Below are 14,278 nucleotides of genomic sequence, written 5' to 3'. Positions count from 1 at the left end.
GTAAAGCAAATTAAAGCAAAGCAAAAAAGCAAAGCTAACCAATGTCAGCACAAAGAAAAGTCGTGTGCTAAATCATTAAAGTAAGCCAAAGCAAATATGGAGATGAATCGCTTTTACCGGCGCTAGGCATAGCCACTAACCGATAAAAGAAGAGGTTGTCATGAAAACAACTTCTAAAGATGATAGCCTCAAAATTTCACGAGTTATCGATGGGTCAGGGCGATGAATTTAAAACAGTCGGGCATTAATTTCAACCCAGTGCGTTTTAAGTTGAGCGCAGTATAGCCATTTTATTTTAAAAGTCAAATATTTAACGTGATTTATGCTAAAATCGCGCCCTTTCCAAAACAGATGGCAGTTCACATGGCACGCAACCTTAGAAATATCGCAATTATCGCCCACGTTGACCACGGTAAAACCACCATGGTTGATAAGTTACTTCAACAGTCAGGTACTTTTGCCTCACACCAGGCAGTGACTGAACGTGTGATGGATAGTAACGATCTGGAAAAAGAACGTGGCATTACTATTCTGGCAAAAAATACAGCCTTAACTTATGAAGGCACACATATTAATATCGTCGACACACCGGGCCATGCTGACTTTGGTGGTGAGGTAGAGCGTGTATTGGGTATGGTGGATGGCGTTTTACTGTTAGTAGATGCTGTTGATGGCCCAATGCCGCAAACACGTTTCGTAACCAAAAAAGCATTGGCGCTGGGATTAAAGCCAATCGTCGTCATCAACAAAGTTGACCGCCCAAGCGCGCGCCCTGACTGGGTGATCAATCATACGTTTGATTTGTTTGCAAACCTGGGCGCTACCGATGAGCAACTGGATTTCCCGGTGGTTTACGCTTCTGCTTTAAACGGCTTCGCAACGCTGGACATGAAGGTACCTTCAGACAATATGCGTGCCTTGTTTGAAACGATTTTAAGCCATGTTGAAGCCCCTAAAGGTGATAGCAATGCACCATTGCAGTTGCAGATTTCAGCATTGGATTACTCTACATATACTGGTCGCTTGGGAGTTGGCCGTGTGACTAATGGCCGTATCAAACCAGGTCAGGTTGTAGCAGTGATGCGTGAAGATGAACAAGTAGCACAAGGCCGTATTAACCAGGTGCTTGGCTTTAAAGGCCTCGAGCGCGTACCGGTTGATGAAGCTGAGGCAGGTGACATCGTGATTATTTCAGGTATCGAAGAAATCGGTATCGGCTTCACCATCTGTGACCGTGACAAGCCAGTAGGTTTACCGCATCTTGGCGTAGATGAACCAACACTAACCATGGACTTTATGGTGAACACTTCACCATTGGCAGGTACTGAAGGTAAATTCATTACTTCCCGCCAGATCCGTGACCGTTTAACCAAAGAATTGCTGGTTAACGTGGCTTTGCGTGTTGAAGATACTGAAGACACCGATGTGTTCCGCGTATCTGGTCGTGGCGAGTTGCACCTGACTATTTTGCTGGAAAACATGCGCCGCGAAGGTTTTGAAATTGCAGTGGGTAAACCACGCGTAGTTTTCCGGGAAATCAATGGTGAAAAATGTGAGCCATACGAGATACTTACCGTCGATCTGGAAGACGAGCACCAGGGTGCGGTGATGGAGGAATTGGGTCGTCGCCGTGGTGAAATGAGCAATATGGAGTCTGACGGTAATGGCCGTACACGCCTGGAATACCGCATTCCAGCCCGTGGCCTGATTGGCTTCCAGGGTGAGTTTTTAACACTGACCCGTGGTACCGGTTTGATGGCACACATTTTTGACGAATATGCGCCATTGAAAGCAGATATGCCAGGCCGCCGTAATGGCGTGCTGATCTCTGCTGAACAAGGCGAAGCGGTGGCTTACGCTTTATGGAAACTGCAAGACCGCGGCAAAATGTTCTCCAGCCCAGGCGACAGATTATACGAAGGCATGATTATCGGTATCCATAGCCGTGATAATGACCTGGTGGTTAACCCGATCAAAGGCAAGCAGTTGACCAACGTACGTGCATCCGGTACTGATGAAGCTGTGCGTTTGGTGCCGCCTATCTCTATCAGCCTGGAAAGTGCTGTGGAATTTATTGATGACGACGAGTTGGTCGAAATCACACCTAAAACCATTCGCCTGCGCAAGCGCTTCTTGCTTGAGCATGAGCGTAAACGGTCTTCCAAGTAATACTTTAAATAAAATTGCCGGCTATGCCGGCTTTTTTATTGCTGGTTCTAGCTGATGAAGTATTTAATAGTCAGCCTTAGTTTTGTCTAGACAGAGGTTCTTTTGCCTGAAGGCATGCCTGGCTGAATAAACTGCGATACACTCTTTGATATTTTCTGATAATGAGTTGGTATATATTGCATGGATAAATTAAGCAGCTATCGCGTTAACCCTAAAAAATTCTCCCTTAAACAGATTAAAGCGGACGATAAATCCGCCAGGTCAGGCGACAAAGCCGAAGATGCAGCGATATTAATGCAGCTGACTGAAGCCATTAACGAGCGGCAGGATATTCTGCATGCGCAAGGTGAGCATAAGGTGTTACTCATTCTTCAAGGCATGGACACCAGTGGCAAGGATGGCACAGTCAAGCAGGTATTTAGTGCCTGCGACCCGTTAGGCATACGACTGGCCAGTTTCAAAGGGCCTAGTGAGGACGAGCTGGCGCATGACTATTTGTGGCGTGTGCATGCGCAAGTGCCACGTAAAGGCGAGTTGGTGATTTTCAACCGTAGCCACTATGAAGATGTGTTGATCGTCAAAGTGCATGACTGGATTAATGACGCGGAAGCCAAACGTCGCTATCAGCAGATCAATGATTTCGAGCGAATGTTAACCGAAACAGGCACAACCATCATTAAGTGTTTCCTTCATATTTCCAAAGAAGAGCAAAAAGAGCGTTTGCAGGAGCGGCTGGATGATCCGACCAAAGGCTGGAAATTTAATCCCAACGATCTTAATGAGCGGGCGTTATGGGATAAATATATGAAAGCCTATGAGATCGCGCTGCAGGAAACATCTACCGAACATGCACCATGGTATGTCATTCCGGCAGATTCAAAAACCAACCGAAATTTGTTGATATCGCGGATTTTGTTGCAGGCGCTGGAAGATTTGCCCTTGGCGTATCCTGAAAAACCCAAGGAGTGGAATAAGTTAGTGATTGAAGACTGAGGTAGGATTTAATGATTTTACGCTGTCCTAAATCAGCTAATCACGGTTAAATAGCGCCTAACACTAGCTAGCTTAAAAATGAGTTTACGTTTTCGATTAAATCTCCTGGTAACCATGCTCTCATTGGCCTTTTTGGTGGCTGCCGGTGTGGTATTGGTGCGGGATACGCGAGACAGCATACGCGAACGTGTCGAAGCGGCCATGCGGGTAACAGTGCAATTGCTGGATACCGTCATTGTCAGCTCTGCCATGAACCCCAGCCTGGGTCCCACCCATTATGTTCTACAGGACTTTCTTAAGTCTTTGGGCTATGTGCGCAGCAGCCGGATCGAGCTCTACGATTATTCAAATACGCCGCTGTATATTTCCCCTGACTCCACCTTTAAAACCGAAATTGATCCGCCGCAATGGTTTGTGAAGCTGGTTTCACCCAAAGTAGAAACGGTTACACGCCGTGTGCGCTATGGCATCCTGATCATCACTTCAAGTGCGGAAGGTTCGATTCGTGAAGCTTGGTCAGGTTTTCTGCAACTGATTGTCATGGGAACCGGTTTTTTTGTGCTGCTAAATTTGCTGGTTTACGGCTTGTTAAGTCATGCTTTGCGCCCGGTACATCATATTTTGCGCGGCATCAACCAGATAGAGCAGGGGGATTTGACCACCAGGTTGCCACGCTTTTCACTGCCAGAGTTTGATCGTATAGGCGCCAGCCTGAATCAAATGGCGGTTTCACTGGATGCCGAGCGGCAATTGGAACAGAACCGTCAACTGACACAGCTGATTCAGCAGCATATTGAAGATGAGCGACGCAGTTTAGCCCGTGAACTGCACGATGAATTGGGCCAGTACGTAACGGCAATTAAGACCTTTGCAGTGGCCATTGTAAACAAAACCAAGGATAAAACTCCGGATATCGCTGCCAGCGCGCAAACCATCGTGGCAGCCGCCAATCACATCTACGACGGCATGCACAATATCATCCGCCAGTTGCGCCCCGCGGCGATGGATAACATGGGGCTGATAGAAACTTTGCGCGATATGGTGGCTGGCTACCAGGCGCAACATGCGGGGTTGAATATCCAGTTACATGTTTCTGGTCGATTCCAGCCTATGGGCGAAAATGTGAATATCAATATTTACCGGATAGTGCAAGAAGCGGTTAACAATGCAATTAAGCATGCGCACGCCCAGTCGATCAATGTGCACATCGTTTCCAGTGAAGATGACCTGTTACTGACGATTAATGATGATGGCGTCGGTATGCCGCTAGAAGCCATCGACCAAACCCGCCATTTTGGCCTGCTAGGCATGCGTGAGCGGGTGCAAGCCTTGCATGGCCAGTTTAAAATCGTTTCCGAAACAGAAGCCGGTGCTGGAACTGCACTAGAAATCCGATTGCCTATACAATCGGCCTAAAACAAGAGGGAAGACTAAGTATGATTAGCGTGATGCTGGTAGATGACCATGCAGTTGTGAGGATGGGTTTTAAAATGCTGCTTGAATCCGATCAGGATATCAAGGTCATTGCCGAGGCCGAAAGTGGTGAAGCGGCCATTCGTGCCTATGTTGAACATCATCCGCAAGTGGTGGTGATGGACATCACAATGCCCGGTATTGGCGGCATGGAAGCGATTGAGCGTATTCTTGCCAAGGACAATCATGCGCGTATTCTGGTGTTGTCAGCGCATGAAGATTCGGTACATCCCAAACGCGTGCTAAATGCTGGCGCGATGGGCTATGTCACCAAACGCAGCGCGGCGGAAGAGTTGATTAAAGCGATCCGCAGTGTGGCTAATGGTAAAAAATATATTGAAGCCAGCGTGGCACAACAGATGGCAATTCAGCAATTGTCAGGTGAACAGAACCCGGTCGATGTATTGAGTGAACGTGAGTTTGAGGTGTTTATGTCGCTGGCGCGCGGTAAATCCACTAATGAAATTGCGGAAACATTATTTCTGAGTCCGCGCACGGTGGGGACGCATTTATACAACATCAAGCAGAAACTGAACGCACAGAATTCAGCAGAAATTGCGCTGATTGCCATGCGTTGTGGCCTGCTTGAGCCTTAAGCTGATGGTCTGGGGCTACTGGCGCGGGAGCTGATAACCCCGCTCAGCATAATCAGCAGCATACCGGCATATTCAAGCCAGGATAAATGCTCGCCCCACCAGAACACGCCGATCAAGGTCGCGAATACCACTGTGCTGTAGGCCAGGCTTGCCACAGTCAATGTATGGCCTGTACGGTAAGCCCGTGTCAGGGCGAGCTGGCTGATAGTTGCCGAGATGCCTAACCCAAGTAACAACGGTATATCCTGCCAGTGTAAAGTCGTGATCTTGGTATTCAACATCAGAGCACCACTGGCAACACTACACACCAGCGTGAAATAAAACACCGTGCGCCAGTCCGGTTCGCCACTGACGCCCAATTGTTTGACGTGCACATATGCCAGGGCAGCACCTATTCCGGACAGCAAGCCTACACCGGCAGTCAGCCAAAGGTCAGGTTCCCATCTTGGTTGCAGCAACAATGTCACACCTACAAATCCGCCAATCACACAAAAATTCAACGTGTTTTGCTGCCAGCGTGACAACGGTTGCTCTGCGTTAAGCAACCACGGTGAAAACAATGCCAGAAACATGGGAGAGGTGTAGTTAAGGGTAATGGCCGTTGCCAGCGGCAAATGCGCGATCGCATAAAAAAACAGTAACAGGGCAGTAAAGCCAATCAAAGCGCGGCTCATCTGCTTGCGCAGCATAGGACTTTTCAGCGGTTTACCTTGCCAGTAAACCATGCAGGCAATCGTAATAAAGCTAAATACAGACCGGTAAAACACTAACTCTGTACTGCTGAAGCGTTCGGCGCCGGTTTTTACAAATGCGCCCATGATGGCAAAGCCTAATCCGGCGACCAGCATCCAGAGGCTGCCTAATTTCCAATGTCTGGGGTGTGAAAAGGTTGGCAAAATGTGAGTCTAGCTTACTGCTTGCGCTGGTAGGTGCGGCTCTATTTGTTTGCGATACCAGTGATGAAAATGTTCCAGGCCCGTTTCCATCGGATGTTGATAAGGACCGCGCTCATCTTTTCCGGTCAGGTAAAGCGCTTTGCGGCCATCGTGCATGCGTTGGCAGATTTCGTTGTCTTCGATTGCAGTTTCGAAATAGGCAGCTTGTTGCGCTTTTATATATTCCCGCTCAAACAAGGCAATATCTTCCGGATAATAAAATTCAACTACGTTTTTACATGAGTCGACGCCGGTCGGGATGATATGCGACACTACTAGTACATTGGGGTACCACTCGATCATCAGGAATGGATAAAGTACAAACCAGATCGCACCATATTTCGGATTTTTACCTGACTGGTAATCGGTAACTGCTTGTTGCCAGGCTTTGTAAGTCGGAGACAAGCTATAATCCGGCAATGGTTTGTAACCGACGGTTTGTACGCTGTAGTGTTCGCCAAACTCCCAGTTCAGCTCACCGCAATCAACGAATTGATTCAGGCCGGGGTGGAACGGGCCTACGTGATAATCTTCAAGATAAACTTCAATAAAGGTTTTCCAGTTGAAGTCATAGTGATCAACGACCGCCTGGTCAAAGTAGTAGCCGGTGAAATCAAAGTCCTGCTTGCAGCCTAATTTTTTAAGCGTGTCAGCAATCTGTAATGATTTGCTTTTAGTTGCGGGCTGGGTGGCTTTAAATAACAAACCTTGCCAGTTACTCAGTGGCTGGTTCTCAAGATGCAAACAAGGATTTTTCTCGAAGTGGGGGGCACCAAGTAGCTGGCCATTCAAGTCATAAGTCCAGCGATGGAGCGGGCATACGATATGCTGGGTGTTTCCCTGGCCGGACAGCATGACTGCCTGGCGGTGACGGCAGATATTGCTCACCAATTGCTGCTCGCCCTGGTTATTTACCAGCGCCATCGCATTATGCATCCAATCCAGCGTACGGTAATCACCCGCTTTTGGTGTCATGCATGCGTGACCGATGTATTGAGGATGTAGCGAGAACAAGTGTGCTTGCTCTAATGCATAAATTTCCGGATTGAGATACCAGTCAACAGGTAATTGTGCGAAGCGAGTCTTGTTTTGTTCTTTATTTAAAGAGGTGACAGAACCCATATTCCAAACTGAATGAACACTTGCAAAAAACAATAATTGTGCCCGAAAAGGGGCTGGATGAAAAGCCAAGGCCGGAGTGATGCCTATGGTTATATGCAGTGGTTAATTGATGGCAGCAGTGGTTAATGTGCCTGTTTTGAGCAACACGTACACAAGCAGTTATTGTAACAGCCCTTAACTATCTCAATTAAATTCAGTTATAATATTAGAGGTTTCTATGTATAACTATACGTAACGATAATTGCATTTTAGGAGCAAGCGAATGGCAAATTTATTAGATCAGTTGAAAGCAATCACCACTATTGTGGCTGACACAGGTGATGTTGAAGCGATTAAAAGCGTTAAACCGGTAGACGCAACTACCAACCCGTCACTGGTATTGAAAGCGAGTCAGATTCCTGAATACGCACCTCTGATCGAGACAGCAATTGCCTATGCAAAAGCACAAGGTGGTTCAAAGGAACAACAAATTGAAAATGCAGCTGACAAACTGGCTGTGTTGATTGGCGCTGAAATCACTAAAGTGGTTCCAGGCCGTATTTCTACTGAAGTAGATGCACGTTTGTCTTTCAACATTGATGCGATGATTGCCAAAGGCCGCAAACTGATCAAACTGTACGAAGATTCAGGCATTTCCAAAGATCGCGTACTGATCAAACTGGCTTCTACCTGGGAAGGCATCAAAGCCGGTGAGCAACTGGAAAAAGAAGGCATTCAGTGTAACCTGACATTGTTGTTCGGTTTTGGCCAGGCACGTGCTTGTGCTGAAGCTGGCGTATTCCTGATTTCCCCATTCGTTGGCCGTATCCTTGACTGGTACAAAGCGAAAAACCCAGGTACCGAGTACACACAGGAAACTGACCCGGGTGTGGTTTCTGTGCGTGCTATCTACCAGTACTACAAAGAACATGGTTACAAAACAGTAGTGATGGGTGCTTCCTTCCGTAATACCGGCGAGCTGATTGCATTGGCCGGTTGTGACCGCCTGACTGTTTCTCCTAACCTGTTGCAAGATCTGGCAGCAACTGAAGGTACATTGGTACAAGTGCTGAAAGATGGCGGCAAAACCAAAGAAGCTCCTGCAAAATTGACAGAGGAACAGTTCCGTTTTGAATTGAACCAGGATCCAATGGCGACCGAGAAGCTGGCTGAAGGTATCCGTGGTTTCGTAGCTGACCAGAACAAACTGGAAACAGCATTAGCCGCAAAACTGTAATATCTGTGTGAGAACATAAGAAAACGGGCAGGACCTGCCCGTTTTTGATTTTTACACTCAGGCATAAATTGGCCTGTAACATTGACTTATTTTGGCTGCCGGCTTACTATTAGCGACCAGCTTGAATTGGTAGTACGCTAGAAATAGCATTTAGAAACTTTAAATATTTGGAGAAAAACATGGCATTAACTCAAATGGCATTAGACTCATTGGATTTTGACGCAACTATCGCTTTGGCAGAAAAAGTTGCTCCGCACGTTGATATTCTGGAAATCGGTACACCATGCATCAAGCACAACGGTATCAAATTGCTGGAAACTCTGCGCGCTAAATTCCCAAACAACAAAATCCTGGTTGACTTGAAAACTATGGATGCTGGTGAGTACGAATCTGAGCCATTCTACAAAGCTGGTGCTGACATCTGCGTAGTTTTGGGCGTATCTGACATCGGTACAATCAAAGGCGTAATCAAAGCTGCTAACAAATACGGCAAAAAAGCTCAAGTTGACCTGATCAGCGTTGAAGACAAAGTTGCTACAACTAAAGAAGTTGTTGCTGCTGGTGCTCACATCATCGGTATCCACACTGGTTTGGACCAACAAGCTGCTGGTCAAACTCCTTTCGCTGACTTGGCAGCGATCGCAGGTTTGAACCTGGGTGTTGACATCTCTGTTGCTGGTGGCGTTAAAGCTGCTACAGCTGCTCAAGTACGTGACGCTGGCGCGACTATCATCGTTGCTGGTGCTGCTATCTACGGCGCTGCTGATCCAGCTGCTTCTGCTGCTGAAATCACTGCTATCGCTCACGGTTAATTTTTTAACTATCAATAAGTAATTATTGATCAGCGATTATAAAAACCCGACTCAGCAATGTGTCGGGTTTTTTATTTGATATTTTGACTACAACAGGACAAAAACATGGATCATCAACAGTTTATTTTGGACAATTTAAAACGTATTTTAGACGTGACTGACAAGTCAAAAGCGGCTGAATTACTCAAATTAGTTGAAGAAGCAGGCTCAACATTTATCGGTGGCGCAGGTCGCTCGCTGTTGGTCTCACGTTTCTTTGCAATGCGTTTGGTACATTCTGGCTACAGCGTTTTCATGATTGGCGAAGTAGTGACTCCTGCCATCAAAAAAGGCGACCTGCTGATTCTGGTTTCAGGTTCTGGCGGTACTGCAACCCTGTTGCCATTCGTGAAAAAAGCCAAAGAAGTTGGCGCTAAACTAGTGGTTATTTCCATGAAGAAATCTTCTGCCATGGCAGATGTGGCTGACCTGGTTGTTCAAATCGGTCAGGACGACAGCTTCCCATTGGTCAAAGGGATGCCAATGGGCGGTCAATTTGAATTGTCTACCCTGGTATTCCTGGAAGGCGCAATCTCAGAGTTGATTCACGCTAAAGGCCTGACTGAAGAAGGTATGCGCGCATTGCACGCAAACCTGGAATAAAGCTTATTCCCGCAGTAAAAAAACCGGCCTTGGCCGGTTTTTTATTGACCTAACCCTTTAAGTCTACCGCCGTGATTTTTTTCTGGTGCAAGGCGCTGGCGATCAGTACTCCCTCCGCACCAGTGCTTTCCAGCGCGTAGATATCGTGCATATTTCTCACACCACCTGCCGCATATAACCCTGTATGCGTAGGCTGTTTGATTGCGTGTAGTTTTTCCAGATCCGGGCCCTGATTGGCACCGACTTTTGGCAAGCTCATCACAATAGTCGGTTGCGACCAATATGCGTGATCTTTTTCAAGTATCTCCGGACCATGAAAACCATCCTGGAAGTAATCCAGTGACAGCACACTGTTTTCTGCCATTTCACGCAGCTTTTCATAAGTGTGAATATCCGATAGAGATTCACTAGCGAGTACCGGCCTGATAGCGTTATTTAGCCAGGGTACAAGGTTTGCAGTGCTTTTAAAGCCGGCATCCACCCACCACTGAATCTGTGGGAATACCTGCATGGCTTCGGCAATGTAGTCTCTATGGTTTGGCAATGTGGTATCACCGGTAATGGCATTTAAATCGGCAATATACACACAGTCAAATGCATAAACTTGTAAAATAGCATTCACGACATCGAGCAGGGCGTGACTGTCTGTCAATTTTGATTGTATGGGACGGTAAGATTGGCGTTGCCCCTGAATGGCTTGTACTACCTGGCCATGCATCAAATCGATGACGGGAATAATATGCAAAATAAATCTCGTTTGAACATCTGGGTTTGTGAGTATGTCAGTGCCGGTGGCCTGGCATCTGAATCAATGCCAGCCAGCCTGCTACAGGAAGGTCTGCTGATGCGCGACGCTCTGCTGGCTGACTTGTCTGAGCTGGATGTGAATTGTATCACCAGCCATGATGTCAGGGTGATGCCTCCAGTCAGCGTATCTAGCGTGGCTATACAGCCTGCAGATGATATTTTTGCACTCTGGCGTAAACAATTGGCTACCAACGATGTAGATGCCTGCTGGGTAATCGCGCCAGAGACGGATTGCATCCTTGAACGCATGTATCAGTTGGTGCAAGAGGCAGGAAAATGCTGGATTGGGTGTAGCGCAGATGCCATCCGGAAAACAACTTCCAAATCGTTAATGACCGACATTTGCGATCAGTCAGGGATTTCAGTTATTCCTGGTCGCTATTTAAAAGAGTCAATACCATTACAATCCTTGACCTGGTATGAAAATACCATGGCTGGTTGGGTAATTAAACCCGATGATGGGGCTGGTTGCGAACATACTTTTCACTTTAAAAATGATTCAGAAGTCACTGAATTTAATAATAATATAAAAAATAATTCTTCATTACCTTATGATAAATTACTGTTACAACCTTATATCGCCGGTCAAGCTTTAAGCATGTCTGTTTTATCAACCAAGGACCAGGTAAAAGTAATTGCAGGTCATCAGCAAAGGATCACTATTAACCAGGGAAAATTCAGCTTTGAGGGTGCGGGTGTGAATCAGGCAGCGCAGTATTTACCTTTGATGCAAGCGCTGGCTGAACGCATTAAAAAAGCTATTCCGGGATTGATTGGTTATTGGGGTGCGGACATGATATTGACTGATAGCAATGCGTTAACCTTGGTTGAGATTAATCCTCGATTGACAACTCCCTATATTGAACTCTCCAAGTTAGTTACTGAGAATCCAGCCAAATGCATACTGGATGCGGTTTTACATAACAGGCTGTCAGAGTGTGTAGCGCAATCGTCGGTTTCGCTGGAACTGCCGTCTGTTGCAGTGGAGTTTGATACAGAGTACAAGGCTGTGTCGAATGAAAGTTTTACTGTATGAGTAATGTGGTCATTGGTTGGGATATAGGCGGCGCGCATGTGAAAGCGGTGATGCTGGATGCGCAAGGGCGCGTCTTGCGAGTATCACAGCAGGCGTGTGCTTTATGGAAGGGTCTGGACCGGCTCGAAGACTCATTGCAAAAAGTGCTGGATTTATGGTCTTTGGAACCAAATCAATCCATGCATGTGGTGACCATGACTGGCGAACTGGTGGATTTATTCGAGAACCGTGCTCAAGGCGTACGCGCTATTGCAGACACTGTGAAAAAATACTTGCCCCAAGCCATGTTCTATATGGCTTCACAAGCTGATAAATCTGCGTTTGTTGCTTTAGTTGATGGCAAGGAATCTGGTATCGCCTCTATGAACTGGCATGCTTCAGCGCAATGCCTCGCAGAAATATATGCAGATTTAAGTATGCTGATTGTAGATATCGGTAGTACCACCTGCGATATTACGGTTTGCAATGCACAGCAGGTGCTGGCTAATGGCTGGACAGACGCCGAACGCATGGCCAGCCAGGGTTTGCTCTACACTGGTGTGGTCCGTACCCCTTTGATGGCATTAGGACCTTATATCGAGTGGCAGCAACAGGCGCGTCATATTGCCGCCGAGTATTTTGCTACCACTGCCGATGTTTACCGCGTGCTGCAAGAATTACCTTCTAAGCATGATCTGGCGGATACAGCAGATGGTCAGGATCGCTCTTTGTATGCTAGCACGCGGCGCCTGGCACGCATGGTAGGTCATGACCTGGAAGATGGCGATACAATCCATTGGCGCTCGCTGGCGCAAGCATTCAGGGATAAACAATTGAACATACTGGTCAATGCGATTCAATCTTGTACAAAAAAGTCAGCCATGCAACCGCAAACCTTAACAGGGCTAGGAGCAGGCAGTTTCTTGTTGCCTGAGATTGCGCATCGCTTAGGCATGATTTACAAACCGGCATCGGCATCAATATTGGCTGATGATCCTCAATTAAAGAACGACGCAGAAGTGTGTTTTCCGGCGTATGCCGTTGCGAGGTTATGGCAGGCATGGCATTGATTCAGCTGGAATTACCTTATCACGAAGGTGCTTATTGGCTAACACAGGTCAGACATTTGGTGTGGCCCATGTTGCTGGAAAGTGGGCGTGTTGATGCCGTTGAAAAGCAGTTTTCAGTCGATGAAGAGATCAGCCTCGGCGCCAGGTTTGATATCGTGGTTGCTGAACCGGTTGCCAGAATTATTCATCGTCGCCCGGTCACAGAGGTGCATGTTAAACATGCACTGCAACAGTATGAAGAAGATCCTTTTGCAGTCATCAAGCGTTTCTTGGCACCACACAAGGTTGACCGGGTGACCGATATACCTTTTGCCGGTGGCGCGCTAGGTTATTTTTCTTATGACCTGGGGCGCAGCATCGAACCTATGCCTGAACTGGCCGCACAGGATATGCCTTTGCCTGAGTTGCTGGTCGGCATATATGACTGGGCGATTGTGGTCGATCATCATAAACGCTGTTGCCAACTGGTTTCACATGCCCGCTTTAACACTACTGACTCACTCCATGCATTGCAGCTTAGCCTATTGCAGCCCAAAGAGCAGCCTGAGAAACAGGCATTCAGCGTAGTGGGCGACATTGCGCATAATATGGACAAGCCTACTTATGCAAAAGCTTTCCGGAAAGTAAAAGACTATATTCTGGCGGGAGATTGCTACCAGATTAACCTGGCACAACGGCTGGCTGTCAAAGTGCAAGGCGATGCGTGGCAAGCGTATGACCAGTTCCGCCAATTGAGCAAAGCACCGTTTATGGCTTATTTGCAGGTGGATGACGGGCAGGGGATGCCGTTTGAAGTGCTTTCTATGTCGCCGGAGCGTTTTTTGCAAGTGACTGATAATAAAGTGGAAACACGTCCGATAAAAGGCACGCGCCCCCGGCATGCAGATGCAGCAATGGATAAGCAGGAAGCAGAGTCGCTGGCTGGCAGTATCAAGGACAGAGCCGAAAACCTGATGATTGTCGATTTATTGCGCAATGATATCGGCAAGGTATGCGAAATTGGCTCGGTCAAGGTAGATGCTCTGTTTCGTTTGCAGCGTTTTACCAATGTGCATCATCTAGTCAGCATTGTGCGCGGTGTGCTTGCCAGTGGCTATCATGCAATGGATTTGCTACGCGGCTGTTTCCCCGGTGGTTCCATTACCGGCGCCCCCAAATTGCGGGCGATGGAAATTATAGAAGAGCTGGAACCGCACCGGCGCGGCATTTATTGTGGCAGCATCGGTTATGTTGGATTTGATGGTAGTATGGACACCAATATATCCATACGCACAGCGGTTATCTGCAACCAGACCATGACGTTTTATGCCGGTGGTGGAGTAGTTGCTGACTCTGATTGCGATAAGGAATACCAGGAAACACTGGATAAAGCTTCGCAGTTTCTTAAACTGGTGGCGCAATTTAAAACACATTCTTAATTTTTTCGGG

13 protein-coding genes are annotated in these 14,278 nt (G+C 47.2%); 10 read left to right on the top strand and 3 right to left on the bottom strand.

Features of this window, described 5'->3' with window-relative positions; all coding sequences use genetic code 11:
* The first annotated feature begins 363 nt into the window (after positions 1-363).
* The 4 genes from typA (at position 364) to ASG34_RS00415 (ending at position 5,231) form a co-directional block, all read left to right on the top strand.
* Positions 364-2,169 (top strand): translational GTPase TypA, encoded by a 1,806-nt coding sequence (gene typA, locus ASG34_RS00430; RefSeq protein WP_055825142.1) that lies wholly within the window; start codon positions 364-366, stop codon positions 2,167-2,169.
* Positions 2,170-2,349: 180 nt separating this feature from the next.
* Positions 2,350-3,162 (top strand): polyphosphate kinase 2 family protein, encoded by an 813-nt coding sequence (locus tag ASG34_RS00425; RefSeq protein WP_055825139.1) that lies wholly within the window; start codon positions 2,350-2,352, stop codon positions 3,160-3,162.
* Between the two features lie 114 nt (positions 3,163-3,276).
* Positions 3,277-4,578 (top strand): ATP-binding protein, encoded by a 1,302-nt coding sequence (locus tag ASG34_RS00420; RefSeq protein ID WP_055825136.1) that lies wholly within the window; start codon positions 3,277-3,279, stop codon positions 4,576-4,578.
* Positions 4,579-4,598: 20 nt separating this feature from the next.
* Positions 4,599-5,231, top strand: a complete 633-nt coding sequence (locus ASG34_RS00415; protein WP_442922428.1) for a response regulator — start codon at positions 4,599-4,601, stop codon at positions 5,229-5,231.
* Here ASG34_RS00415 and ASG34_RS00410 read toward each other — a convergent pair.
* Together ASG34_RS00410 and ASG34_RS00405 are read right to left on the bottom strand one after the other, a co-directional pair.
* Complete coding sequence (locus ASG34_RS00410; protein ID WP_255352307.1) at positions 5,228-6,127, bottom strand: DMT family transporter; 900 nt, start codon at positions 6,125-6,127, stop codon at positions 5,228-5,230. The two genes, ASG34_RS00415 and ASG34_RS00410, sit on opposite strands and share 4 nt — an antisense overlap.
* A gap of 9 nt (positions 6,128-6,136) precedes the next feature.
* A complete protein-coding gene (locus ASG34_RS00405; protein WP_055825130.1) occupies positions 6,137-7,288 on the bottom strand; it encodes an aromatic ring-hydroxylating oxygenase subunit alpha in 1,152 nt (383 codons plus the stop codon).
* Positions 7,289-7,550: 262 nt separating this feature from the next.
* Between ASG34_RS00405 and tal the strand changes: the two genes are divergently transcribed.
* The 3 genes from tal to hxlB all read left to right on the top strand — a co-directional run bounded on the left by tal (position 7,551) and on the right by hxlB (position 9,958).
* Positions 7,551-8,504, top strand: a complete 954-nt coding sequence (tal, locus tag ASG34_RS00400; RefSeq protein WP_055825127.1) for a transaldolase — start codon at positions 7,551-7,553, stop codon at positions 8,502-8,504.
* A 179-nt stretch (positions 8,505-8,683) separates the two neighbouring features.
* The gene (gene hxlA, locus ASG34_RS00395) at positions 8,684-9,316 is read left to right on the top strand and encodes a 3-hexulose-6-phosphate synthase (protein WP_055825124.1); all 633 of its coding nucleotides are present in this window, start codon (positions 8,684-8,686) and stop codon (positions 9,314-9,316) included.
* A gap of 105 nt (positions 9,317-9,421) precedes the next feature.
* The gene (hxlB, locus tag ASG34_RS00390; RefSeq protein WP_055825121.1) at positions 9,422-9,958 is read left to right on the top strand and encodes a 6-phospho-3-hexuloisomerase; all 537 of its coding nucleotides are present in this window, start codon (positions 9,422-9,424) and stop codon (positions 9,956-9,958) included.
* 49 nt (positions 9,959-10,007) lie between these two features.
* Here hxlB and ASG34_RS00385 read toward each other — a convergent pair whose 3' ends face one another.
* Positions 10,008-10,703 carry a HisA/HisF-related TIM barrel protein gene (locus ASG34_RS00385; RefSeq protein WP_055825116.1) on the bottom strand — a complete coding sequence of 232 codons (696 nt, stop codon included), beginning with the start codon at positions 10,701-10,703 and terminating at the stop codon, positions 10,008-10,010.
* Between ASG34_RS00385 and ASG34_RS00380 the strand changes: the two genes are divergently transcribed.
* The 3 genes from ASG34_RS00380 to pabB are packed head-to-tail and all read left to right on the top strand — an operon-like array spanning position 10,698 to position 14,268.
* Positions 10,698-11,801, top strand: coding sequence for an ATP-grasp domain-containing protein (locus tag ASG34_RS00380; protein WP_055825113.1), 1,104 nt, complete (start codon positions 10,698-10,700; stop codon positions 11,799-11,801). The genes ASG34_RS00385 and ASG34_RS00380 overlap by 6 nt on opposite strands.
* Positions 11,798-12,850, top strand: a complete 1,053-nt coding sequence (locus tag ASG34_RS00375) for a hydantoinase/oxoprolinase family protein (RefSeq protein ID WP_055825110.1) — start codon at positions 11,798-11,800, stop codon at positions 12,848-12,850. Before ASG34_RS00380 ends, ASG34_RS00375 begins: the two co-directional genes overlap by 4 nt.
* The gene (gene pabB / locus ASG34_RS00370) at positions 12,841-14,268 is read left to right on the top strand and encodes an aminodeoxychorismate synthase component I (RefSeq protein ID WP_055827170.1); all 1,428 of its coding nucleotides are present in this window, start codon (positions 12,841-12,843) and stop codon (positions 14,266-14,268) included. The genes ASG34_RS00375 and pabB overlap by 10 nt, the downstream gene beginning before the upstream one ends.
* Positions 14,269-14,278: the final 10 nt, after the last annotated feature.

The sequence above is a fragment of the Methylophilus sp. Leaf416 genome, assembly GCF_001424665.1.
Taxonomy (GTDB): Bacteria; Pseudomonadota; Gammaproteobacteria; order Burkholderiales; family Methylophilaceae; genus Methylophilus.
The sequence above is the reverse complement of the archived record's forward strand: the minus strand, read 5'-3'. Positions and strand labels throughout refer to the sequence as shown.

What these genes read in the sequence shown, in the direction of transcription:
- ASG34_RS00425 (WP_055825139.1), top strand. Translation starts at nt 2,350, where the DNA reads ATGGATAAATTAAGCAGCTATCGCGTTAACCCTAAAAAATTCTCCCTT.
- ASG34_RS00375 (WP_055825110.1), top strand. Translation starts at nt 11,798, where the DNA reads ATGAGTAATGTGGTCATTGGTTGGGATATAGGCGGCGCGCATGTGAAA.
- ASG34_RS00405 (WP_055825130.1), bottom strand. Translation starts at nt 7,288, where the DNA reads ATGGGTTCTGTCACCTCTTTAAATAAAGAACAAAACAAGACTCGCTTC.
- ASG34_RS00420 (WP_055825136.1), top strand. Translation starts at nt 3,277, where the DNA reads ATGCTCTCATTGGCCTTTTTGGTGGCTGCCGGTGTGGTATTGGTGCGG.
- tal (WP_055825127.1), top strand. Translation starts at nt 7,551, where the DNA reads ATGGCAAATTTATTAGATCAGTTGAAAGCAATCACCACTATTGTGGCT.
- hxlB (WP_055825121.1), top strand. Translation starts at nt 9,422, where the DNA reads ATGGATCATCAACAGTTTATTTTGGACAATTTAAAACGTATTTTAGAC.
- ASG34_RS00415 (WP_442922428.1), top strand. Translation starts at nt 4,599, where the DNA reads ATGATTAGCGTGATGCTGGTAGATGACCATGCAGTTGTGAGGATGGGT.
- ASG34_RS00380 (WP_055825113.1), top strand. Translation starts at nt 10,698, where the DNA reads ATGCAAAATAAATCTCGTTTGAACATCTGGGTTTGTGAGTATGTCAGT.
- typA (WP_055825142.1), top strand. Translation starts at nt 364, where the DNA reads ATGGCACGCAACCTTAGAAATATCGCAATTATCGCCCACGTTGACCAC.
- pabB (WP_055827170.1), top strand. Translation starts at nt 12,841, where the DNA reads ATGGCATTGATTCAGCTGGAATTACCTTATCACGAAGGTGCTTATTGG.
- hxlA (WP_055825124.1), top strand. Translation starts at nt 8,684, where the DNA reads ATGGCATTAACTCAAATGGCATTAGACTCATTGGATTTTGACGCAACT.